This is a genomic window from Burkholderia sp. BCC1988 (assembly GCF_905339895.1).
Taxonomy (GTDB): domain Bacteria; phylum Pseudomonadota; class Gammaproteobacteria; order Burkholderiales; family Burkholderiaceae; genus Burkholderia.
In genome coordinates this window covers 59,163-83,484 of record NZ_CAJPHA010000030.1, presented here as the reverse complement: position 1 = coordinate 83,484, position 24,322 = coordinate 59,163, and the positions used below count along the sequence as shown (strand labels likewise).

Annotated in this window: 20 protein-coding genes; 1 reads left to right on the top strand and 19 read right to left on the bottom strand. The window is 61.2% G+C overall.

Translation table 11 applies throughout. The annotated features are described in order from the left end of the window. From U4012_RS31970 to U4012_RS31960, 3 genes are all read right to left on the bottom strand, one after another. On the bottom strand, positions 1–885 hold an 885-nt coding region (locus U4012_RS31970), incomplete at its 3' end, for an MFS transporter (protein WP_321803529.1). A 127-nt stretch (positions 886–1,012) separates the two neighbouring features. Continuing rightward, positions 1,013–2,149, bottom strand: a complete 1,137-nt coding sequence (locus U4012_RS31965) for a porin (protein ID WP_321803527.1) — start codon at positions 2,147–2,149, stop codon at positions 1,013–1,015. A gap of 117 nt (positions 2,150–2,266) precedes the next feature. Next, entirely contained in the window at positions 2,267–3,439 is a 1,173-nt protein-coding gene (locus U4012_RS31960) for a branched-chain amino acid ABC transporter substrate-binding protein (protein WP_321803524.1), read from the bottom strand. Between the two features lie 1,001 nt (positions 3,440–4,440). On the opposite strand from U4012_RS31960, the gene U4012_RS31955 reads away from it, so the two are divergent. Next, positions 4,441–5,160, top strand: a complete 720-nt coding sequence (locus U4012_RS31955) for a hypothetical protein (protein WP_321803522.1) — start codon at positions 4,441–4,443, stop codon at positions 5,158–5,160. Positions 5,161–5,321: 161 nt separating this feature from the next. Here U4012_RS31955 and U4012_RS31950 read toward each other — a convergent pair whose 3' ends face one another. The 16 genes from U4012_RS31950 to U4012_RS31875 all read right to left on the bottom strand — a co-directional run bounded on the left by U4012_RS31950 (position 5,322) and on the right by U4012_RS31875 (position 24,130). Further along, positions 5,322–6,155 carry a hypothetical protein gene (locus U4012_RS31950; RefSeq protein WP_321803520.1) on the bottom strand — a complete coding sequence of 278 codons (834 nt, stop codon included), beginning with the start codon at positions 6,153–6,155 and terminating at the stop codon, positions 5,322–5,324. A gap of 289 nt (positions 6,156–6,444) precedes the next feature. After that, positions 6,445–7,521: a hypothetical protein gene (locus U4012_RS31945; protein ID WP_321803518.1), complete on the bottom strand. Its 1,077-nt coding sequence runs from the start codon at positions 7,519–7,521 to the stop codon at positions 6,445–6,447. An 879-nt stretch (positions 7,522–8,400) separates the two neighbouring features. Continuing rightward, positions 8,401–9,108 carry a GntR family transcriptional regulator gene (locus tag U4012_RS31940; RefSeq protein WP_321803515.1) on the bottom strand — a complete coding sequence of 236 codons (708 nt, stop codon included), beginning with the start codon at positions 9,106–9,108 and terminating at the stop codon, positions 8,401–8,403. A 64-nt stretch (positions 9,109–9,172) separates the two neighbouring features. Continuing rightward, on the bottom strand, positions 9,173–10,219 hold the full coding sequence (locus tag U4012_RS31935; RefSeq protein ID WP_321803513.1) for a proline racemase family protein: 1,047 nt from the start codon (positions 10,217–10,219) through the stop codon (positions 9,173–9,175). An 18-nt stretch (positions 10,220–10,237) separates the two neighbouring features. Beyond that, positions 10,238–11,719: an aldehyde dehydrogenase family protein gene (locus tag U4012_RS31930; protein ID WP_321803511.1), complete on the bottom strand. Its 1,482-nt coding sequence runs from the start codon at positions 11,717–11,719 to the stop codon at positions 10,238–10,240. A 15-nt stretch (positions 11,720–11,734) separates the two neighbouring features. After that, a complete protein-coding gene (locus U4012_RS31925; RefSeq protein ID WP_321803509.1) occupies positions 11,735–13,027 on the bottom strand; it encodes an FAD-binding oxidoreductase in 1,293 nt (430 codons plus the stop codon). Next, positions 13,024–14,040, bottom strand: coding sequence for a 4-hydroxyproline epimerase (locus U4012_RS31920; RefSeq protein WP_321803507.1), 1,017 nt, complete (start codon positions 14,038–14,040; stop codon positions 13,024–13,026). Before U4012_RS31920 ends, U4012_RS31925 begins: the two co-directional genes overlap by 4 nt. Positions 14,041–14,103: 63 nt before the next feature. Beyond that, a complete protein-coding gene (locus U4012_RS31915; RefSeq protein WP_321803505.1) occupies positions 14,104–14,982 on the bottom strand; it encodes a dihydrodipicolinate synthase family protein in 879 nt (292 codons plus the stop codon). Positions 14,983–15,025: 43 nt separating this feature from the next. After that, entirely contained in the window at positions 15,026–15,691 is a 666-nt protein-coding gene (locus tag U4012_RS31910) for an amino acid ABC transporter permease (RefSeq protein ID WP_321803503.1), read from the bottom strand. A 10-nt stretch (positions 15,692–15,701) separates the two neighbouring features. Further along, positions 15,702–16,373 carry an amino acid ABC transporter permease gene (locus U4012_RS31905; RefSeq protein ID WP_321803501.1) on the bottom strand — a complete coding sequence of 224 codons (672 nt, stop codon included), beginning with the start codon at positions 16,371–16,373 and terminating at the stop codon, positions 15,702–15,704. 10 nt (positions 16,374–16,383) lie between these two features. Beyond that, positions 16,384–17,223 (bottom strand): amino acid ABC transporter ATP-binding protein, encoded by an 840-nt coding sequence (locus tag U4012_RS31900; protein WP_321803499.1) that lies wholly within the window; start codon positions 17,221–17,223, stop codon positions 16,384–16,386. Between the two features lie 103 nt (positions 17,224–17,326). After that, positions 17,327–18,160, bottom strand: coding sequence for a substrate-binding periplasmic protein (locus U4012_RS31895; protein WP_321803497.1), 834 nt, complete (start codon positions 18,158–18,160; stop codon positions 17,327–17,329). 843 nt (positions 18,161–19,003) lie between these two features. Then, entirely contained in the window at positions 19,004–20,203 is a 1,200-nt protein-coding gene (locus U4012_RS31890) for an MFS transporter (RefSeq protein ID WP_321803495.1), read from the bottom strand. Between the two features lie 83 nt (positions 20,204–20,286). Beyond that, positions 20,287–21,630 carry an MFS transporter gene (locus tag U4012_RS31885; RefSeq protein ID WP_321803493.1) on the bottom strand — a complete coding sequence of 448 codons (1,344 nt, stop codon included), beginning with the start codon at positions 21,628–21,630 and terminating at the stop codon, positions 20,287–20,289. 86 nt (positions 21,631–21,716) lie between these two features. Beyond that, positions 21,717–22,922: a 3-sulfinopropanoyl-CoA desulfinase gene (gene acdA / locus U4012_RS31880; protein WP_321803491.1), complete on the bottom strand. Its 1,206-nt coding sequence runs from the start codon at positions 22,920–22,922 to the stop codon at positions 21,717–21,719. An 8-nt stretch (positions 22,923–22,930) separates the two neighbouring features. Beyond that, positions 22,931–24,130, bottom strand: a complete 1,200-nt coding sequence (locus tag U4012_RS31875; RefSeq protein WP_321803489.1) for a CaiB/BaiF CoA-transferase family protein — start codon at positions 24,128–24,130, stop codon at positions 22,931–22,933. Positions 24,131–24,322: the final 192 nt, after the last annotated feature.

Below are 24,322 nucleotides of genomic sequence, written 5' to 3'. Positions count from 1 at the left end.
AATCAGCGCGATCGTGAATCCAGTCGCCGCCGTCAACTTCATTGTGCTGACGAGGTAAGTGGGAATGTAGGTAACGACTATGAACAGAGTGACATTCGTGACAATGATGATGCCACTCGATTGCAGCAACGCTGCCATGTGTGTCTGGATTAGCTGTCGCATACCAGCGGGCGCGTGATTCTCTTCAAAGGTCGGGGTTTCCTCGAGTCGATAGCGAATATACAGACCGATCCCGCCAAGTGGCAGCGCGAGCAGAAACGGCAAGCGCCAAGCCCATGCATCAATCTGGGCTGTACTGAACACGTTCGTCAGGATCGCCGTGACAAGTGCCCCAAAGCAAAATCCACTCATGCATCCGACCTGGATCCAACTTGTCATGAAGGTACGATTGCGATCCTGACAATACTCAGCCACAAAAATCGCCGCACCGCTTGCTTCGCCACCGGCCGACACGCCTTGCAGCAGGCGAAGAAACACGAGCAGCAACGGCGACACAACACCGATAGTCCTATGATCAGGAATGAGACCGATGCTGAATGTCGCGCATGCCATCAGAATAATGGTCACGGTCAAGACGCTCTTACGTCCGTAGCGGTCGCCGATTGGTCCGAAGATCAGCCCTCCAAATGGACGTGCGAAGAACGCAACCGCGAAGGCCGCCAGCGATGCAACAAGTTGCATACCTGGAGCGCTAGCTGGGAAGAACACACGCCCCATCACGGCCGCCATGTAGCCGTAAACAGAAAATTCGAACCACTCAACGAAGCTGCCCACTACCGACGCAAGCACCACGCGAAAGAGTTCATTGGACGTGACGTGTCGACGCTCTTCGGACGTATGCATGTCACCTGACTTGTTGGCGGCATCGTCGTAACCAACTTGCACTGCGGTCTCGGAAGAAATATTTGAGCTCATCAAGTCCGTCCCATGCCGTTGAAGACCTGCTTAGCAGCGTCCGGAGATCAGGGGCACTGAATACGGTCCAGTGCCCCTTCCCGCCTTGCGCGACCGCTTAGAAGCGGTGACGCAGACCGACAGTCACGATGGCCTGCGAGCTCTTCCCTGCGTCGACGTCGATCGAGCCAATAACGGCTTGAGCTGCGCCCGAACCGTTCTGCCCCGTGGCGTGTCCGTACGACGCCACCGTATAGATGTCGGTACGTTTGCTGAGGTTGTAGTCCGCGCCGAGGCTGAACTGGTGGTACTTCGCCGACGAATCGCCGAGTGAGCGGAGGTAGTTGTAGCCAACTTCGGTCAGCAATGCCGGGCTCACTTGCCAAACCGCATAGACCGAGCCGTTGTGATACTTCTCGGCACGATTGAACGCCGACGACGCATCCGGGTTGTACTGCGAGTAGCTGTAGTAGCCGCCGAGCGTGAATGCACCGAGTGCGTATCGACCACCGGCGCGCGCAATGTTGACGGAACGCGCGGACGCATAGGCCGCATTGACACTACTGTTGAACAGCGAATCGGCCGAGGTCTTCGTCCGTTGCGCGACGGAGCCGTTGCCATTGTCGACGTGCAAGTAGCCTGCCGCCAGCGCCAACGGACCGTTGGTGTACGCGGCCGCTCCGCTGTATGTCTGCCCGGAACCAACCGTGCCGGCAACACCGCCGAACGAATACATCGCGGAGAGTTGCAGACCGGACCAGCTCGGGCTCGACCACTTCACTGCGTTGTTGATACGGACGCTGTTGTCAGCGTTGTCGATGTCGCCGGGCGAGGAAAAGAATCCGCCAAGGTAGTTGTCGCTTTGCACCGGCTGCACGAGATCGATGAGCGGATCGTATTGTCGCCCCAACGTCACCGTGCCCCAGGTGCTGGCGTTGGAGAGCCCGACGAAAGCCTGTCGACCGAACATGCGGCCGCCTTGACCGAGGCCGCCCGACGTGGAACTGAAGCCATTTTCGAGCTGGAAGATCGTTTTGAGCCCCCCGCCGAGGTCCTCACTGCCCTTCAGCCCCCAACGCGATCCCGATTCAGTCCCGCTCGCCATCAGAATCTGCGACGACTTTCCGCCGCTGTTGTGGATGTACATCAGGCCTGTGTCGACGACCCCGTAGAGTGTCACGGAATTGTCTGCGTAGGCGTGCGATGCGAAAACACACGCGGCGACGGCGGTTGCTTTTACGTATGGAGTCCTCATTTAATCCCCTAAACCCTGTCTATGAATTTGCGTTACTTGTGAAAACACCCCGGATGATCTTTTCGGTCTTCTGCTCAATCCACACATCCGGAGTGTGGCTCGATGGTGCTCGTTCCGTCAGTTCTTGACCGGCTCGACCTTATCGCCAATCGCGATTGCTTGCGGCACCCACTTCCCGCCGATGACCTTGTAAAAGGTCGCAGCCGGATCTTTCAAGTCGCCGTTGGGCAGAAAGCCAATGCTTCCCGAGATCCCCTCGAACGAGATCTGCTTGACGAAGGGCGTATAGACCTTCGGGTCGGTCGAATTTGCCTTTTGCATGGCGTCGATCAACACCATGGTCGCATCGTAGGCCTGGGGCGCGTAGGCAACGACACCCTGGTTGTACTTTGCCTTCATCTTCTCGTCGAACGCCTTGCCCTCTTTCATCTTGGACAACGGAACGCCGTAGTCCCACGAAACGGCGCCTTCTGCGCTATCGCCGGCGACCTTCAGGAAGGTTTCGTTCTCGAAGCTACCGCCGCCCAAGAGCGTCGCGCGGATACCCAGTTGGCGCATTTGCTTCACGACCATACCGGCCTGCTGATCGAGACCCGCCCAGAAGATCACATCGGGGTTGAACGACTTGATGCGCGTCAGTTGCGCTCGGAAATCGACCGCCTTGTCGGTCGTAAACTCGCGGTCGACAACTTTCCCGCCGGCCGCCTGCACGCCCTTGACGAACTCGTCTGCCATGCCTTGACCAAACGCGGTGCGGTCATCCATCACGGCAATGCTCTTGCCCTTCAGCGTCTCCACTGCCGACCGGCCGGCCAGTCGCCCCATTTGAGAGTCCGAGTTCATCACGCGAAAGACGGTGTTGAAACCCTGCGACGTCAGCGTCGGATTGGTCGCCGACGGCGAAACCATCGGAATTCCCGCGGTGTAATAGATACGCGATGCCGGAATGCTCGTCCCGGAATTGAAGTGGCCCACGATGCCCGCGACCTTCGAATCGACGAGCTTCTGCGCGACCTGCGATCCGGTTCGAGGATCCCCTTGATCGTCCTCCGCATCGAGCACGAAGCGCACGGGTTGGCCTGCGATCACGAACTTCTTCGCGTTCGCATCAGCGATGGCGAGTTCGACTCCGCGCTTCAGATCGACCCCATAGTGCGCTGACGCGCCGGTCAGCGGCGCCGCGAATCCGATCGTGACGTCAGCGGCGTTTGCCGCGTGACCGAGTGTGAGGCCTGCAGCCACCAGAGAGGCGGCCTTCGCAACGCGCGTAACAACAAACGAAATATTCATCTAACACCTCTTCCAATTTAAGAAGGCCAATTCCACAGCGCCAACCAAATTCGTCACACGAATAAGTCTTGACTCATCGGGTGGCTACGCGGATCCACGGTTTTTGCCATTCCACCGACAAAACTGCCGGGTGCGACACCTCAGAAGGCAGGCTGAGTGGGCAGCTCAGCCATCAAAGTATTAGGTGAGACGTCATATGTCAACGACTCAATAATATGCCTGTGCACAGGGTTTTCCATGGTTTCGGCGGTCTCTATCGAGGTGTTTTGGGCCCCGGCCGGCGCATGACACGCATCCGCCGCTCGAGGTCGCCGCCCGCTATCCCGGCCATCCCGGGATAGCCGACTACCGGACTCTATGTCTCGAAGCAGTACGACTCGCGGTGCAGCTCAGCTTGAAGCGTTCTGTGGATATGCCAAGACCCCGCAAGTACGAAATCGGGACCCCTAAGCAAACGTCGTGGCACGGCTCCCTCACGATGCTCGCGAAAAGTTATCGACTCCGGTTTGCGTGTTCTCCACATGACGCCTGCAGGTGCTGGCCTGCGGTGCCCGCCACCGCAATTACGGCGCTCCGGCGCTGTGAGACGGACTATCGGCAGGGTGGCCGGGTTGCGTTGCCGGGCGTGGCGTCGGCACCGATTGTGGCACCCAAGCCGCTCGCGGTGCGGCCGGCGACGGACTAGTGGTTTTTCGTGGCGCGTGCGCGTTGCGAGCGAAGGTTCTGGCATGACGCAAGCAAGTTGACCGAGGTGGCACGTTGCTACCGGCGCGCGCAGACGCAGGCTGGGTGCGCCGGGCCTTGACGAGCACGAACCGGTGATAGATCGCTCTAACCGGAAAAATGCGCAGGAATCAAGGTCACCCCTTACCGGCGTGCAATTGCTTTGACGGACTCACCTGTACAATCAGTCACTGCTATCTACACGTCCAGAGACCGCCGGCACCGAAATGCCTTTGGCGACCAAGTGCTTAACAAGGTGTACGAATCCGGGGATCGAAATGCGAGAAAACCACAAGAAGAGCTTATTTCGAACGATCCTGCACACACCGTTTCGCGTGCACCTCTCCCCAACGCAATTGGACCTGGACGAGCTCGAGCGGCACAAACCAAAGCGGCATCAGCTAGCAATCTATGTCGAACCGCCCAACGCCCCGGGGCTCAGCCAGGTCATTCCAGTGTTGCGACGGCGGGTGCGAACCGACAGGAAGCGCCATCCAGCCGGGAACGGGTACACTCCATTGGCCGGCAATGGTCTGCGTATCGACAGACAGACTGCGTCAAAACGCATCGATATGGCGCTGGGCGACGAACCGGGCCCTGAGTTCGTGGCTCGAGCCCAATATAGGCTCATCGTCACCGACCGTCTTGATCCCATTGGCTACTGTACATTCTGCATCGCGATTAGCCACTGGGAGGACGTGGAAATTGATCTCGACGAGGTGTGGCTCGACCGACGCTATCGGAGTCAGGGTATCGGCCATGCGATGGCCGACAAGGTCTCCACCATCACGCTTTCCACGTTACGAGAACTCGACTCTCGTGTCAGCGAGAGCTCGACGAGAAAGCTCAAACTCGAAGTACTCGTAGGCGGCGACGTCTACTCTGAATCCGGCGCTTCATTTGTCAGATGCACAAGCGACGCGTTGTCGTTCAGAGCAGCCTTCGAGCGGTGGGACGCGCTCAAAATATCGCGTTTTCAATGGGAGCCACGATGGTAAGAGGTGGCCTCACTCGTTCGGACAGTATTCTGAGGTTTTTAAGTGGAACGTCCGAGGCGATCACGCTGCCTATTTGATCGTAGGCAGCGTCGCGAAGTATACCTGATCCGGCGTCTGATCCGCGAGACTCGAATGCACATCCGTATCGACGCGCAACCTTTTCAAGTCTGTTTATCGATCTTGAAGTCGCGATATAGCATTGTTGATGCGATCGACGGTTCTATCGGGTTGGCAGGGTCGAACTGCTTTGCAATCGCGAATCCTTCCTTTCGGAATCGCTCTAAGCTTGATGAAAGACCTGCGAGCGAGCCAGTGTGCAAAACAAGGCGAATTGCAGTGCCGGAAAACGATGTCTGAAGATCAGTCTTCCCTTTGTCACTGAGGATGAGACCGGCAGCCCCGCTGCACACAAAAAAGCTTCCTCCATTTCGGCAGAGGCGATTGGTCATATATAGGCCGAATCCAGAATTTTGCCAAACATCATTAGATCGACGTTTAACGCCTTTATATGTTTTTCCAGATACAGCAGGCATTAATGCGAGATGAACGGCATCGCGATCAGAATTTACCCGGATGAAGGGATTCCGCGACAAGGATGCTCGAATTCCTACCCCGGAATCGAGAACAACGATCTCGACCTTCTGTTTGCTTGGCCAATATTGGCCGCAAAACTCAAGGACTTCAGATCCGGAGTGTTCAACAACGTTGCGCATAATCTCACGCAAAGAGAATGTGACAGTGTCAACCAATTCACCAGTATCGGCTTGCGTCAGGATCTTGGCGAGTCGCGATGATTCGACTTCGATAACATCGCCGACTGCTCTCCCAGTACTCAATGCTTCAGACTCAATGTCATGGACTCGGAGGATTGTCAAGGGAATGTATGTCGAACTTCCTTTTGCCTCACCCGGATCATTGCCATGATTCAGGCCGGCAGCCTTAAAAAAACCCATGTGGGCCGCAAACGTGTGATGTTCATAATTTTCGAAAATCACGGAGACTTCTGGGCACGATCTTGCGAATCGCGATATCTCCGCGGAGACATATGCCATTGCGAAGGGCTCCACATGCTTCAGTCGAACGCAGTCGAATACAATCCTGTCTCCAACATCTTGCTTCCAGAGCCGATTGCAGAAATTTAATGCGTTGAGCAGCGATAAATTTTGTGGAAGTGTAATTTTAAGCATTTAATTTATTTATTTCGCATTGCTCAACGTGATAAGGGATGTCGGCGTCCCTGAGGCCGATATTTTTACAACGAATTCGTCAGATTCCATATGGCAATCAGATTGCGGCCTTCACTTTCGCCAAAATTCTGTCCCACACACTTAGATCAAAATCCTCTGCGAGCATCAGGGATGCCGATGATGGATCGATATTTACAATTTCACGATAACGACTCTGTATTTCGAACCCTTCACTCCGATACTTGCTCAAGGTTTCCCGAAGATCGCGGACCTGATCTGTGCGCATAACCATGCGTACAGCGGTGCCCTGAAAACGGCAATCGTAGTAGCGCTTGCCTTCCGATTTTTGAGTCAACAGTAGCCCCGATTCCCCGGTCGCTATGAAGAAAGTTCCCCCATTTCTACATATGCGACTTGTCATATAGAGGCCGAAACCCGAGTTCGCCCACGGGCCACGTTGTTTGTTTCTGGCACCCTTAAATGCCTTTCCAGAAACAGCTGGCATTAATGCATAGTTGATGGCCCTCTTGTCATCAGATGCATCTATGTGCGGGTTGTTTTTTAGACTTTCGCGTAACCCAATGCCGCGATCCAAGATTCCGACTTCAGCGCGATTTTTCGTAGGCCAATACTGGGCACAAATTCCAAATCTTTCTGCATCACTATGTTCTACAACATTACGCATCAGTTCACGAATGCTATACGACAACGTCTCAAAGAGTGCTCCATTTTCACCATTGCAAAGCGTCGAGGCCAACTTTCGGCTGTTTTCTTCGATTTCGTTTCCGACCTCAATGCCTTTTTGCGCTGCTTCCCTGCGTAATGAATTGCAGTCGAATATTGTCAAGGGGACGTATCGACTACCACCTTTTGCCTCCCCAGGGGCATTTCCGAAAGAAAGGCCGAAGGCGCGAAAGAAACCCATATGCGCGGCATAACCCATGTGCTGAAAGTTCGCGCATCGCAGTTGTACATTCGGGAAGCGCCGCTTTAGTCGGCTGATTTCGCTCGAAACTAGAAGCATCGCGAACGGCTCAACCATGCGGACATTCGAAAAATCAAAGACAAATTCCTCGGCGCCTTCCGACCCTCCTAGCTCAAGTGATAGGCTAAGGGCCGCAGGTAAATCTAAAGCCGCAGGGATTTGGAGTAAAAATCTAGATTTGCTTGTCATCTGATGTCGAAAAACTAATCTGCCACCATCGAAATCGGGATAGTCACCAGTGGCGAACCGCAATCGGACAGCGCCAACCTGCCTGTTACAAGTTTAGCGTATCTCGGGTGCCAGCGATTCACCAGACTTCAATGAATGCTGGGTCGATGACTTTCACCACTTGCCCAGTGGTGTACCGCGCATGCAGGTTTATGCGTTCGAGGTCGATGGCACCCAGAGGTGCAGCGAAGGCACTCAATCCGGTGCTCGCTGGCCGGGCCAAGGTTGGGGATCGCTATCTACCACTGACGCCGGCGCGGAGTCCACACTGTGGGATCCGCCAGCGTTGCGGTGCCGTGCGCGCGCGGCGTAGCCACCGCGCGTGCCGGCAGCCCCCGGCAGACGCCATCGCGAATTCGCGAAACAGGCGTGCGCGCCTGCCGCAGCGCCTCGATCGCATCGGCGACTCACTTCGCGTCCCGTAAGCACTCACCTTTAGGAGGGGCGAACCCGTTGGCCCAATTCGGACGGGCCGTGCGACTTCAGCAGCTGACGGCGCATCCTGCCGAGGATACCGCGCGCCGGTCGCCGTGCGCCGACGCGGTCAAGCGGTTCATGCGCCAAAGCTGGGCGAACGACACTGGCGGCCGCCCCCGAGCGTAGCCTGGCCAGTTCATCCGTATTGAAAGATCGTTGATGCTCGATTCGATCGAACGTAGGAGGTCAGGCGGATCTGCTGGTCTGCGAGTTTTTCAAAACAATCGTGCTGTAGTGATAAGAGTTATTATCTGCCAGCCATCAAAATACATATAAACGAATTAGCGATCGTATTCAGTCGCTTCGCGGAACCTCCCGCCTCGCAATATCACCCTAGTCTTGCATCCGTCCGTCGGTGGATGTTCAAAGCACGACCATTGATTCCGTCATGTTCTGCTTCATGTAGTCGAGGAAACGCTTCTGGAACAGCATCGTATGCTCGTGCGCGGCGCGTTCGGCCGCGTCCGCATCGCGCCGCACGATCGCGTCGATCAGTTCGTCGTGGTCGCGGCCGAGCTTCGCGGCCGTCGGCGAACTTACCGTGAAGTCGAAATGCAGATGGAGCAGGCGCTGCCCTTCGCCGAGCAGCCGTTCGTAGTAGCCGACGAAATACGGGTTGTTCGCCGCGTGCGCGATCGCCATGTGCAGCGCCTTGTTGGTCTCCGACATCGCCTGGAAGTCGCCGCTCTCGACGGCTTCCATGTAGACGTCATCGGCCTTGCGGATCTTCGCGAGGTCGGCATCCGACCGCTGCGTGGCGGCAAGCCGCGTGACCGCGCGCTGGATCAGGTCGAGCGCCGAGATGTACTTCGGGAATTCCTCGATCTCGAACGGCGTGACGAGCGTCGTGCGGTTCGGCAGGATCGTGACGAGCCCTTCGCTGCTCAGCCGCGCGATGGCGTCGCGCACCGGCGAGCGCGACAGCCCGAACTGCGCGGCCAGCGAGATTTCGTCGAGCTGCACGCCCGGCTTCAGCTTCAGCGTCAGGATCTGCTTGCGCAATTCCTCATACACATACCGCCCGCCGTGCCGGCGGCCGCCCCCTTCGGTTTCAACGGCCTCTTTGCTCATCTCGCTACCCTTCCTGTAATCGGCCCCGTTCGCCGGGCGCGCTCTGGAGTTTAGCATCGCGTCCTCACGTGCCTGACGCGGCCGACGGCCCGAATCCGTCGCCCCACGTGTCGCTGAGCATGAACCCGGCGGCGAGCGGATCGTCGGGGTCGACGCCGAGCTGCTGGAACCCGAACACCCACGCGCGCCCGGTCACGCGCGGCAGCACGGCGGGCCGGCCGCCTACTTCGGTCGTGCCGACCAGCTCGACGCGGAATTCGCCGCCGATCGTCGAGCGCGACGTGAGCACGTCGCCGACCTGCACGCGGCCGCGCGCGGCGAGCGTCGCGAGGTTGGCCGAGCTGCCGGTCCCGCACGGCGAACGGTCGACGCGGCCGGGCGGCAGCGTCGTGCAGGTCTGGTAGACGGTATCGTCGACGCGGTTGCGAAACATCACGTACGCGACCTCGTCGATCTCCGGGAACAGCGGATGCCGCACGGCGACCTGCCGGTTGATGATTTCCTTGAGCCGAACGCCATGCGTCGCGAGTTGCCGTGCGTTGTCCGGCGCGATGTCGAGCCCGATCTGGCTGACGTCGACGAGCGCGTAGTACACGCCGCCGAATGCGATGTCGACCTTGATCGTGCCGAACTCGGGAGTGTGTATGTGCACGTCGAGCTGTTCGACGAACGCCGGCATCATGTCGAGCGACACGCCGACGCAGCGGCCGTCGCGGCACGCGGCGCGCGCCGTGACGAGCCCGGCCGGCGTGTCGAGCACGACGGTGGTCTCCGGTTCCTGCATCGGCACCATCCCGAGTTCGAGCAATGCCGTGACGACGCAGATGCAGTTGCTGCCCGACATCGGATGCGCCTTGTCGGCCTGCAGCACGATGAAGCCGGCGTGCGCTTCCGGCCGTGTCGGCGGCAGCAGCAGGTTGACCGACATCTGCAGGCAGCCGCGCGGCTCGAGCACGACGAGGCGCCGCAAACTGTCGTCGGTCTCGTTGATGTAATTCATCTTGTCGAGCATGGTCGTGCCCGGCACGTCGAGGACGCCGCCGGTGATGACCTTGCCGATCTCGCCCTCGCAATGCACGTCGACGAGCTGCAGCGTTTTGTTCCAGCGCATGATCGATTCACCTTCTGCTTACTTGATGTACCAGCCCCACGGCTTGTCGCTGTCGTAGCGCGTGATCTGCTTGATTTCCAGGTAATTGTTCAGGCCCCACTCGCCGAGTTCGCGGCCGATCCCGCTCTGCTTGTAGCCGCCCCACGGCGCCTCCGTGAACGTCGGCTGCGAACAGTTGATCCATACGATACCCGCACGCATCGCGCGCGCCACGCGCTCGCAGCGCGGCAGGTCGGCCGACATCACGGCCGCCGCGAGACCGAAGCGCGAGTCGTTGGCCGAGCGAACCGCTTCGTCTTCCGTATCGAACGGCCGCACGCACACGACCGGCCCGAAAATTTCCTCGCGCCAGATCCAGCTGTCTTCCGGCACGTCGGCGAATACCGCCGGTTCGATGAAGTAGCCGCGTTCGAGATGCGCCGGCCGTTCGCCGCCAGTCACGAGCCGCGCGCCTTCGTCGCGGCCGCGCGCGATCGCTTCCCGCACCTTGTCGTATTGCCCGCGGCTCACCAGCGGGCCGAGCAGCACGCCGTCGTCGCGACCGTTGCCGATCCTGATTTTGCGCGCTTCCTGCGCGAGCCGCTCGACGAGCGGCGCATACAGCGAGCGTTCGACGAGCACGCGCGACGTGGCCGAACACACTTCGCCCTGGTTCCAGAAGATGCCGAACAGGATCCATTCGACGGCCGCTTCGAGATCGCTGTCGCCGAACACGATGAACGGCGACTTGCCGCCGAGTTCGAGGCTCACGTTCTTGATGTCGCGTGCGGCGGCCTGCATGATCCGGCTGCCGGTCGGCACGCTGCCGGTGAACGCGAGCTTGTCGATGGCCGGATGCGCGGCGAGCGGCGCACCGGCGTCCGCGCCGAGGCCCGTCACGACGTTCAGCACGCCGGCCGGCAGCCCGGCCGCGTCGGCGATGCCGGCCAGTTCGAGCGCAGTCAGCGGCGTCAGTTCGGACGGCTTCAACACCATCGTGCAGCCGGCCGCGAGCGCCGGCGCGACTTTCCACGCGGCCATCAGCAGCGGGAAATTCCACGGGATGATCGCGCCGGCCACACCGATCGGCTCCTTGCGGACGACTGTACTGAAGCGCTCGTCCGCGAGCGGCACCGGCGTTTCGGCGCTCCCGTCGAGCTGTTCGGCGAGCCCGGCGTAAAAGTCGAAGCAACCGGCGGCATCGCCGAGATCCCACAGCGCTTCGGGCAACGGCTTGCCGTTGTCGCGCACCTCGAGCTCGGCCAGCTCGGGCAGGCGATCGCGAATTCCCTGTGCAATCGCGCGCAGCACGGCGGCGCGCTGCGCGCCGGTCATGCGCGGCCACGGACCTTCGTCGAACGCACGGCGCGCGGCATTGACCGCGGCGTCGATATCTTCCGCGGTGGCGGCGGCCACCTGTGCGATCACGGTTTCGTCGCCCGGATCGAGCGTGTCGAAGGTGCGGCCCTGAACGGGCGCCACCCAGCGGCCGTCGATGAAAAGTCGTTCGTAGGATTGCATGAAGAGTCTCGTAGGTCAGGCGAATCGGTAAGCGCTGAATGGCGACAGGTCCTGCCGCGTCTGGCGGCCGGCCGCGAGGTCGCCGACCAGGCGGCCGGTGGTGGCGCCCAGCGTGAGGCCGAGCTGACCGTGGCCGAATGCCATGATCACGTTCGGCAGCCGCTTCGAGCGGTCGATCACCGGTTTCGTGTCGGGCAGGAACGGCCGATAGCCGACGCCGTACTCGACGCGGGAAGTCTGCAACTCGGGCAGGATGCGTTTGGCCTTCTCGAGGATGATGTCCGCGCGCCGGAAATTCGGCGCCGCATCGCGGCCCGCGAACTCGATGGTGCCGCCGATCTGCAGCCCGCGCGTCATCGGGCTGAAGCAGAAGCCGCCGTCCGCATAGATCACGGAGTGGCGGAACTCGACGCCCGGATCGGACACCAGCGCCTGGTAGCCGGCGATGCCTTCGAGCGGCACGCGCACGCCAAGCTGCCCGAAGAATTGCCGCGAACCGGTGCCGGCCGCGACGACCACGTGATCGGCCGCGATGCGCTCGCCGTTGGCCAGCGTCACGCCGGTCGCACGTGCGTCCGATTCGTCGATGCGCGCGGCGTTCGCACGGATACGGCGTCCGCCTTGCGCTTCGAAGCTGGCCGTCAGCGCCGCGATGAAGCCTTCGGTATCGTTCACCGCGCGCCAGTCGGGAAACAGCAGTCCATGCTTGAACCGGCCGGCGAGCGCCGGTTCGAGATCGCCGATGTCAGCGGCGCTCAGCCGCTGCGACGCGAAGCCGAGCGACTGCCGCAGCTCGAGATGCGGCTGCTCGTGCGCGATGCCGGCCGGATCGTCGAACACTTCCAGCACGGGCCGCTGGCCCAGCAGCGCGCGGTCGCCGCACGCATCGAGCAGTGGCGCGTAGTCGGAATAGACGTCGTGCGTGAGCGTGGCCATCGCCTGCGCGATCGACACGATCTTCGCGTGGCGGGCCGACGCGACAAACCGGAAAAACCACGGCAGGATGCTGGGCAGGGCGCCGGGCCGCAGCGCGAGCGGGCCTTTCTGATCCATCAGCCAGCGCGGCACCTTCATCAGAATGCCGGGCTTCGACAGCGGGATCACCTCGCTGACCGCCATCTGCCCGCAGCTCCATTTTGCGGTGCTGTCGCCGGGTGCGGCCGGATCGATCAGCGTGACCGCACGGCCGTCGCGCTGCAGATAGAGCGCGCAGCATACGCCGACGATCCCGCCACCGATCACGACCGCGGTTGCCTCGCGTGCGGTGCCGGGTGCGGCGGGTGCATGGTGTTGGGCAACCGCGTTCAATTGACGAACTCCTGCAGGGTGAAGCCGTGTGCGTACGGTTGAACCGAATCGACACGATACCGCGCGCGCCCGGTGACCCATGCGCGCCCTTCGATGCTCGGTCGCACCGCGTCGAGCCCGCTGTCGAGCCGCGTCGTCGATTCCACGCGGCCGATGAAGCGGCTGCCGATCAGGCTCTCGTGGCAATACGCGTCGCCGGCCTTCAGCCAGCCGCGCGCGAAGCGCTGCGCGACGCGGGCCGAACTACCGGTGCCGCACGGCGAGCGATCGACGAGACTGTCGCCGGCGATCACCACTGCGCGTCCGTGTGCGTCATCCGCGATCGGCTTGCCCGTCCACATGCAATGCCGCACGCCGCGAATCGCCGGATGATCGGGATGCACGACGTCGAGCGCCGTGTTCACCGCGCACTGCACATCGCGGCCCCACGCCAGCAACGCGTCCGGCGTGAAGTGTTCGCAACCGGGGAAGTTCGGCTGAACCTCGACGATCGGATAAAAGTTGCCGCCGTATGCGATATCGACGGCCAGCGTGCCGAGCGCGGGAACGTCGATCTCGACGTCGCGCGCGAGCAGGAAGCTCGGCACGTTGGTGAAGCGCACCGACGTCACGCGGGCGCCGTCCATCTCGTATCGCGCGACGATCTGCCCGGCGGGCACGTCGACCGTCACCGTGCCCGGCCGCTTCGGCACGACGAGGCGCTCCTCGATCGCGAACGCGATCGAGCCGATCGTCGCGTGGCCGCACATCGGCAGGCAGCCCGACGTCTCGATGAACAGCAGGCTGAAATCCGCGTTGTCGCTGACCGGCGGATAGAAGATCGTCCCCGACATGTGCGCATGGCCGCGCGGTTCCAGCATCAGCGTGCGGCGCACCCAGTCGTGATGCGCCACGAAGTCCTCGCGGCGTGCATTCATCGTTGCACCCTGCAACGCCGGCGCGCCGTCGATCACCATGCGCACCGGCATGCCTTCGGTATGGCCTTCGATACAGGTAAAGCTGTGAATCGTCATGTTGGAATTTCCCGGTCGGCGTACCGGCGCCACTCGGCGCCGGCACGGGAGCGCATTACCGCATTACGCCTGCGACGCCTCGAAGATCGCGCGGAACTCGGCCTTCTCGTGATCGGTAAGCGGCTGCAGCGGCATGCGTGCGTTGCCGACCTTGAAGCCTGCGAGCTCGCAGCCGTACTTCACCTTCTGGATGAACTTGCCCGACTCCATGCTCGCCATCACCGGGAACAGCGAGCGCATCACGTTCTGCGCACCGGCGATGTCGCCGGCCGCGAACTTGTCGTAGAAGCTCACGACCTGTTTCGCGAAGCAGTTCGCGGGCCCGCAGATCCAGCTCGTCGCGCCCCACAGGAAGAAGTCGAGCGCCTGGTCGTCGGAGCCGCACGACAGCTGATAGTGGTCGCGGTACTTGCCGCCGATCTCGATCGCGCGCAGCAGGTTGCCGCTGCTTTCCTTGATGCCGATCACGCGCGGATGATCCTTGAACGCGTCGAGTACGCCGAAGCCGACCTCGACGTTCGTGCGCACCGGGTAGTTGTACAGGATCACGTTCACGTCGGCCACTGCCGCGAGAATCGCGTCGTAGTGGCCGATCAGTTCGTCTTGCGACGGCAGCGCGTAGTACGGCGGCGCGATCAGGATGTTCGTGTAGCCGGCATCGCGCGCCTGGCGAACCTGCTCGATCACTTCGCGCGTCGACGAGCCGTTCGCGCCGGCGATCAGCGTGCCGCGGCTGCCGACTACTTCGCGCACGGTCTTCATCACCGCGCGGCGCTCGTCGTTCGTCAGCGCGTAGTACTCGCCGGTCGAACCGAGCGGCACGAAGCCGCTGACGCCGGCGGCCAGCTGATATTCGAGGATCGACGCGAGCGTGTCGTGATCGACCGCGCCCGACGCATCGAACGGTGTGACGAGGGCGGGCAGAATGCCTTTCAGTTGCATGAGATTTCTCCGGCTTGATGAAAGCGTTGCGGGTTGTTGCGGATCAGTAGGCATAGCGCCTGAGCATCCTGGACTCCACTACGCCGACCAGGCGGGTCAGCGGAAAGGCGACGAGGAAATAGATGACGGCCACCGTGGTCAGGAATTCGACCGGGCGCGCAGTGCTGTTCGACACGTTCTGGCCGACGAACATCAGGTCGGCGATCCCGACCGACGAAATGAGCGCGCTCTCCTTGAACAGGCTCACGACGTTCGACAGCAGCGGCGGAATCGCGCGCAGCAGCGCCTGCGGAAAGATCACGTAGACGATCTTCACGTGCGGCGACAGGCTGAGCGCGATGCATGCGTCGTGCTGCTCGCCGGCGATCGACTTCAGCGAACCGCGAAACGTCTCGCTGGTGATCGCGGCCATGTACAGCGTCAGCGAGATCAGCACCGACAGGTACGGCGGGATCGGCAGCCGCAGCACGACCGGGAAGCAGAAGAACACCCAGAACAGCTGGATCAGCAGCGGCGTGCCGCGGAAGAATTCGACGAACGCGGTGACCGGGCCGCGCAGCCAGCGCGACGGCGACATGCGCAGCAGGCTCAGCACGAAGCCGAGCAGGCTGCCGACGAGCGCGCACGTGGCGGTGAACGCCAGCGTCAGGCCGAGGCCTTTCGCGAGCACGAGCCAGTACGGCCAGACGACGGAAAAATCGAGGTTCACGGCGGGCTCCTCAGCGCTGGACGGCGACGTCCTGGCGGCGCTCGATGACGTTGACGAGTTTCGCGATCGGCAGCGACAGCGCGAAATACACGAGCGCGACGACCGAATAGGTTTCGAGCGGCCGGTACGCTTCGGTCGCGATGCTCTTCGCGACGTACATCAGGTCGCCCACCGCGACGATCGCGACCAGCGCGCTTTGCTGCAGGCTGCCGATCCCGTTCGTCAGCAGCACGGGCATCGCGCTGCGCAGCGCCTGCGGCAGTACGACGAAGATCGTGCGCTGCCACGGCCGCAGGCCGAGCGCGACCGCCGCGTCGAGATGCTCCTTCGGCACCGCCTGCACGCCGGCGCGATACGCTTCCGCGTTGAACGCGGTCAGGTTCAGGCCGAGCGCGAGCACACCCATCGTGACGGGATCGATGAACACGTCGACCATCATCGGGATGCAGTAGAAGAACCAGATGATCTGCAGCAGCGCGGGCGTGCAGCGGAAGAATTCGATGAAGAGCTGCGCGGGCCAGCGCACGAGCTTCCAGCGGCTCATCGCGAGCAGGCACAGCACGAAGCCGAGCACGAGACCCATCGCGTTCGCGGCGACGGCCAGCACGACGGTGACCTTCAACCCGTCGAGCAACGCGCCGAGGCTGCCGGCGAGGAAACTGAAATCGAAGTGGTAGTTCATCGCTTCGGCCTCAGTCGAGATGCAGCACTTTCTCGAGGAATTCGCGTGTGCGCGCTTCCTTCGGACACTTGAAGATCTTGTCCGGCGCACCTTGCTCGACGATCTTGCCGTTCGCGCAGAACACGACGCGCGTCGCGATGTCCCGCGCGAAGTGCATGTCGTGCGTGACGATGATCATCGCCATCTTCTGCTCCGCGAGCTGCAGCATCACGTTCTGCACTTCGACGACCATCTCCGGATCGAGCGCCGACGTCACTTCGTCGAACAGCATCAGCTTCGGTTCGAGCATCAGCGCGCGTGCAATCGCCACGCGCTGCTTCTGGCCGCCGGACAGTTGGCTCGGATACGCATGCAGCTTGCTTTCCAGGCCGAGGCGCGCGAGATACGTGCGGGCGCGCTCAGTCGCGTCCGCCTTGGACAGCCCGCCGACGCGCACCGGCGCGAGGATCAGGTTGCCGAGCACCGACAGGTGCGGAAACAGCGTGTAGTGCTGGAACACCATCCCGACCTGCTTCTGCAGCTTCGCGTCGATGCGCCAGCCGCCGCGCGCGTCGCCGCCGCGGATGTACGGTGCGCCCTGGAACGCGATCTCGCCGCGCTGGATGCCTTCGAGGCCCATCATCACGCGCAGCAGCGAGCTCTTGCCGCTGCCGCTCGGGCCGATGATCACGAGCCGGTCGTCCGCGCGCATGTCGAGGCTAATGCCGTCCATCACGACGAGATTCGGACCGTACGCCTTGTGCACGTCGCGCAGCCGCACGAAATCGCCGTCGGGCGCGGTGGCGGCGAAGCGCGTGGTCGAAAGGGGATGCATGGCCGACCTGACGGCCGTCGTTTGAGGCGACAACATGACAGTCTCTCCAGCGGCGCCCGAGTTCGGCGCGCAAAGTGCGAATCGGAAGATCGAGGCCCGCCCGTCGGTGCTGCGGCGGGCCCCGCCGGTGCGGCGCGGCTTACTTGCCGGGCGTCAGCATCGCCTGCACGGACGTCTTGATCAGGCGGTTCACCGCGCCCGACCTGACCTGCTGCGCGAGGTAGTCGTTGAGCACGTCGAGGTCGGCCTTCGGCGTGTCCTTGCGCAGCCCGAACGCGACTTCCTGCTGCGCGAGCGGCGGCGCGGGATTGAAGCTAGCCGCCCAGTCGGGGTGCGCTTCGGTCAGCAGCATGTTGGTGATGTTCGCGTCGGCGAGCAGGTCGGCGCGCTTCGAGATCAGCGACAGGCGCGTCTCGTCGTTGCCCGGCAGCCGCATGATCCGCGCCTGTTTCAGTTCGGCCGAAATCGCCTTGTCCTGCGACGTGCCGGACATCACCGCGACCGTGACGTTCGGCTTGTCGATGTCGGCGAGCGAGCGCAGGTTCTTCGCGATCTTCGGGTTGTTCTTGTTGTAGACGAACGAGACGTTGTAGTCGGTCGCCGGCGCCGAGAACGCGACGGCTTTTTCACGCTCGGGCGTGTCGTTCAGCGCGAGCGACAGGTCCCATTTGTCCGATTGCAGGCCGGCGACGATGTTGTCCCAGCTCGTGTCCACGAATTCCACTTTCACCTTCAGCACGTTCTGCCCGAAATCGCGGCACAGATCCGAGAAGAAGCCGCTGTACGCGCCCGTCTTCGGATCGCGCATCACGTACGGCGGCGCGACCGCCGCGCCGCAGCGCAGGACGCCGGCCTTCTTCACGGCGGCCCATGCGTCGGGCCCCGCAGCGTACGACGGGGCGGTTGCGACGAGCGCTGCGGCCGCGACGGTGCATGCGGCGATTTGACGGGTGAAACGAGACAGTCGATTCATGGTGACCTCACTTTGAGATGGGTAAACCCGTATGCCCGCTGTATTCAACACATTGATGTGTGTTTTGTTGTGTGCAGCATTGTGTGCATATTAGAAGGGCAAAAATCGACGTGTCAACGAGAAATCGCGCTGTGCGGTGGTCGGGTTTTCCCCGGGGGCATGGGGGCATGGCACTTGATTGCTTCCGCGCGCGGGCATCAGACGCAGCAGATAGCCCTAGGTATTCCTGACCACGATCGGTCGTCCGGCAAGTGCAGCTACGTCTTGGCGATGCAGTTCATCTATTGGATCTAATTCTGCATTGCATTATCGCTATTGATCTGCACAAAAATGCCCGGACACGTTATTGGCACTGTCCGGAGGGCTGAGAGAGATCGAAGACGCCATTCGCGAAATCGAAGCGGAAATGACGACGGGAAGACCCGCTATGCAGTCGCTCTCGCTTGCCGTCCACACATGGGCCAATGCGCGGTTGAACCGATTCCAGCAGGAATTTGCATCGATCCACCCAGATTCCACATGACCTGGGGCGCATCGGCCTGTCGCTCCGTGTGCAATACGACTCTCAATCCTTTGCCGCAAAAAAAGCCCCGTCAGACCGAGAGGACAGAACGAAAAGCGAAAAGCACGTCAAGGTATGGGTAGTGATCCTGTTGCGGTGTCGCCATCACAATTGGACGATCTCGTGCACGGGGCAGGTCACGCCTCGTCGAAGAATGCGTCGATTCTCCACGTTGCCAATACCTCTTGTATCGACACGGAGCGTGTTGGCTGCGGTACCGCGTTAACGGTCCTCGAGAATCGCGGCGCCGGTGCCGGCTGTCCACCTGCGCCGTCGATCGCTCAGCTACGCTCTACGGCGCCGGCCAATGAGCGCAGTGACGATTTCATCCAAATCGCGCCGATTATCGCCACGACCACCGGCGGCAGAATCAAGGCCGATACAAGCGACCACCCGAATTCGCTCAACAGGTTGCCCGACACGAAAGAACCGACGACCATCGCGCCGAATACGACGAAGTCGTTGAGCGACTGCACGCGTGCCCCTTCTTCAGGCCGATGGCAAGCCAGAACCTGCGCCGACGCGCCAAGAAATCCGAGGTTCCAGCCCGCACCGAGCAGCAGCAGCGCAACCCAGAAGTGATTGACCGTCATACCTGCCAGACCCGCCAACGCGGCAAGCGCGATTAGCGCGAGACCAGCCAGCGTTACGTTCAGCGCGCCGAAACGCGATATCAGGCGACCGGTAAAGAAGCTCGGCGCATACATCGCTATCACATGAATCTCAATGCCGACGTTCGCATTCGCCCGAGAGATGCCGCATAGCTCCATGGCGAGCGGCGCCGACGTCATCATGAAGTTCATCATCGTATAGCTCACGATGCCGCAGAGCATCGCCACAATAAAACGCGGCTGAGCCAGAATCGTCGCAATCGGGCGGCCGGATGCGCGGTCAGGGTTAGATGGCTTGCGCTCGAATTTCACGCCCGCTAATACGATGGCGGACAATACGGCTACGCCGGCCGCAGTAATATAGGTCACCGCATAAATGTGCGGTGACCACAAATTCATCGTGCCGGTGACCAACTGTGGTCCGAGCACCCCTGCAGCGACGCCGCCTGCGAGAACCGCCGACAATGCCCGTGGACGATGCTCCTCGTCCACACATTCGGCAGCTGCGAAGCGGAACGTCAGTACAACAGCCGCATACGCGCCACCGAACAGCAACGCGAAGCAAAATAACGGGAAGGACTGGATCACAAGGGCCAGCGCGGCGCCCAATCCAGCGACGACTCCGCACAGATTGCCGAACAGGAAGGCGACGTGCCGGCCGTAGCGCCGCGCCAACATACCAACCGGCAGCGTCGTCAGCGCCATCCCGACGACGAACACAGATATCGGCAAGGTCGCCAGTTCGGGGCGCGGAGCAAGAAGATTGCCGATGATCGCGCCGGTCGCATAGACAACGGTCGAATTCGCACCTGCCAGCGCCTGTGCGATAGCCAGTCGCACGACAGAGCTATTGAGTTTCGGATTGGACATCAGTAATGGGCTCCGGAAACCAGTCATCAACGTTCAAAGCTCCGGCTGAGGATTCGAATCCTTGGGATAGGCCGATGCTTTGCTTATCGTGCGATCGACGTCGACGACCCGCCGGCACCGACAGTGGCCGACTGCCCGTTTTTTTGCAGCGCTAGCGCGGCGACGGACGCTACGAGCCCGCCAGCGGCAAGCGGCATATACGCCCATCCCCACTGATGCGTCCAGTCCAGCGTCGCTCCGAACGTCATCGGCGCAAACGCACCGATGCCGAATCCGAGGATCGATCTGACTCCCATCACGCGCCCAAGGTACGCAGCGGGGATCTCTTCGGTCATCGCCGCTGAAAGCACGCCCGAATCAGCGAGAATAAAGAAGCTACCGACCGCCCCCAGGGCCACGACCCAGCGAGTGCCCCACTGCTCCGACCACCCGATGAGCATCGAGCACAGCGCGCCGACGGCGCCGACGCAAATGAGTACGCGCGCCCGTCCGCAGCGATCAGACAGCGCGCCGACGACCCCGGTTGCAATCATGCCCGATAGATGAATCGTGCACGCGACGATCAGGCTTGTCGTCATCGCGCCAAATCCGCAGGGGCGAAGTGCCGTCGCCAGTAACGTGGGCGTCCACGCCCAGCTTCCAAGTAACTCCCAGCAATGCGCAACATAGCCAATTAGAAGGCATAGAGACGCGGGGCCAAACACGCGCCGCCACTCGATCCTGGCCGAAGTTGCGGCTCGCGCGGACCTGTGTTGTCGATTCTCGACTCCGATGAGGCCGATTTGCCCGAACACCGCACCCATTAGCGCGCCTACGGCGCAAATGCCGAATCCTGCCGCCGCACCATAGGCACTCGCCGCCCACATCGAGAGAAAAACCGAGAGCAGATAACCCAGCGACGCAGCGGCTAGTATCTGCCCCATCGCTCGCCCTCGTCCGGCTGTCGGACTCAAATCCGCGATTAGCAGCAGTGCCGGCGCATACGCACCACCCTGTGTCAGCCCGACCAGCACGATAAGTAGCAGCGCGCTGTGCGGCGACCGGGCAAAGATCGCGAAGAGCATCAACGCCACAGCACCCGCCCACATACTGGTTAGATAGACGCGTTTAGCCCCAAGACTATCGGAGAGCCATGCGGTCACCAGCAACGCTAATGCATTGGACAGATTGAATGCTGACTGTATCGAACCTGCGGTTGCGGCATCCATGTGCCATGCCGCGCGTAATACCGGTAATGCACCCGCGAAAGCCATCGTGCCCATGCAGGTACCGGCACGACTCAGGCACAAAAGGAGTTGACGATTCATGGCCGCCTCCGCTTCGGAATACAGACGGGCATTACAGAGCGGCGTGCGCAGTGGCGAGACAAAAAAGACACGATGATCGTCAGTGTATTGAAGTCCATGATCAACGACGCGCAGACTCATGCGCGTCGTCGGGTCGTATAAGCGAGGCCCGGGCCATCGAAACATCCGCAGCGAGCCGGCGAACCAGCTCGCGCATCACCTCTTCGTCATGCGGAGTTGTGCTGTGCGGCTCGCATGTAGCCTTCGCGCGTCTGCGGCAGTTTCATTCCAAGCAACGTTGCAGCGACCTGGGTTCGCAGAATCTGCGCAGTGCCGCCAGCAATGGTAAACATGCGCGCATCGCGTACATGCCGCTCCATCGCGTTATGCCGCCCGTAACCAGACGATCCGTAGAATTGCAGCGCGTCGTTGGTCACCTTATTGGCCGTTTCCGCCGCAAAGATCTTCGCCCGCGCCGCCTTGTCGATATCGGGAAAGTCCACACCACTGGCAGCCGCTGACCGCAGCAGCAAGCGCGCGGCTTCCAGTTGAGTCGACATGTCCGCTAGCATCCACTGCAATCCTTGGAATTCGGCAATAGGCCGACCGAACTGCTGCCTGGACTTGAGGTAAGCCATGCCCTCCTCGAAGGCGCCTTGGGCGATACCCAGCGCAACCGTTCCCGCGCCGACACGCTGGGCGTTGTAGGCAGTCATCAACGATGCGAAACCACGCTTCAGGCCGCCGGGAGGCATTACCAGCATCGACTTGTGTACCTTGAGGTCATGGAACTCGAGATGCGTTTCCGGAATGCCCCGTACGCCCATGGCGTACAGCCTGCGGCCAACGACGAGTTCAGCGGGTGTGTTGCCGTCTCGGACGCAGATGAACGCCCCAATGCCCTGCTCGACACCGTCGTCGACTACCCGCGCGAAGATGAGGTGCAACTTCGAAACACCACCGCCGGTAATCCAGTACTTCTCGCCGTTCAGGATGTAGTCATCCCCTTTCTTGTCGGCACGCGTCGTCATCTCGCTGGCGGCGCTACCGGCATTAGGCTCCGAGATGCAGATTGCCGGTTTGTCTCCCGCCAGCACGAGGTCAGCGGCCACCTTCAGTTGCGCGTCGGTACCGTACTTCGCAATGGCACCGATCGCACCCATGTTCGCCTCGACGGTGATGCGGCCCATGGTCGCGCACGCCTTGGCCATCTCTTCAATGACAACCACAGTATCCAAGTAGGAAAGACCACGTCCGCCAATACTACTGGGCAGAGTCATCCCCATGAATCCTGCATCGCGCAACGCTGCGACGTTGTCCCACGGATACTCTTCGGTGAGGTCGGTATTCGAAGCCGTGGGCGCGAACACAGATTGCGCAAGCTCACGTGCCTGCGCCTGCAGTTTCAGTTGTTCTGGGGTCAGTTCGTACATGGCGTCTCCTAGATTGTTCGATCGTTTTCAAGCCAATCCATCAGAACTTCTTCAGCATGCTCATCGAGCCGCGGCGGTGGTCGCCTGTAACTCGGCGGCGTTGCGGACATCTTCAACGGGTTGGCGAGGAGACCAATCTGTCCGTCCATCGCCCAGTCGCACGGCATCTTCAGTTCGGCGCCGCGGGCCTTGACATGGGGATCGGCGAACACGTCTTGGAGACTATTCACCGGACCGCACGGAACACCCACCGCCTCGAGCGCTTGCAACCAGGCCGCACGACGCCTGCCTCTCAGCGCCTTGTCAACGAGCTCACACAGTTCGACTCGATGACGGATCCGCATCGGATTAGTCGCGTAGCGTTCATTTAACGCAAGCTCGTCGACGCCGGCGACCTCGCAAAACCGGCGGAACTGGGCGTCGTTTCCAACGGCGAGAATCATTGGTGCGTCAGCTGTCTGGAACACCTGGTACGGAACGATATTCGGATGACCGTTTCCCAGACGCGGCGGAACTTTCCTGTCGGCCAGATAATTCGTCCCCGCGTTGACGAGCCATGCGATCTGCGTATCGAGCAGGGAAATGTCGATGTGCTGCCCTTCGCCAGTTCGCTCGCGATGGTGCAGGGCGGCCAGGATCCCGACCGTCGCATACATGCCCGTCATCACGTCAGCAATCCCGACGCCCACCTTCATCGGCTCCCCGTCCGGTACACCGGTCAAGCTCATGATCCCTCCCATCCCCTGGATCAGGAAATCGTAGCCGGGCCGGGTCGCGTACGGCCCCGTTTGCCCGAAGCCGGTAACCGAGCAGTAGATCAGGCGCGGATAGCGATCCTTGATTTGCTCATATGCCAGGCCGTACTTGGCGAGGCCGCCCACCTTGTAGTTCTCCACCAGCACATCGGCCTGTGCAATCAGCTGATGCAGGAGCTCCCTGCCCGAATCCGACCCGAGGTCGATGGCGATCGACCGCTTGTTGCGATTGGCCGAGAGGTAGTAAGCACTTTCATCGGTTTCCTCGCCGGACGTCCCGCGTGCATACGGCGGCCCCCATTTGCGCGTGTCGTCCCCTTCATCGGGCTTTTCGACCTTGACGACATCGGCGCCCAGGTCTCCTAGAAGCTGGGCTGCACTGGGCCCTGCCAGGATGCGGGATAGATCCAGTACCTTGATTCCGGTCAACGCCGTCTTTCGATCTGCCGTCATGCAACACCGCCATTCGAGCGTTGTTCGGCAGACTGGACGGTGCAGCCTCCTGCCCATCCCGAACCGCGTGAAAAGACAACCCGATCCATCGTCTTCCTCCTAACTCCAGCTTTCTGGTTGATATCGTATAGATCACGTTTCTCACAAACAATTGAACTGGACTTCAATAGTGAGCCGCATGTCGACCCTGCG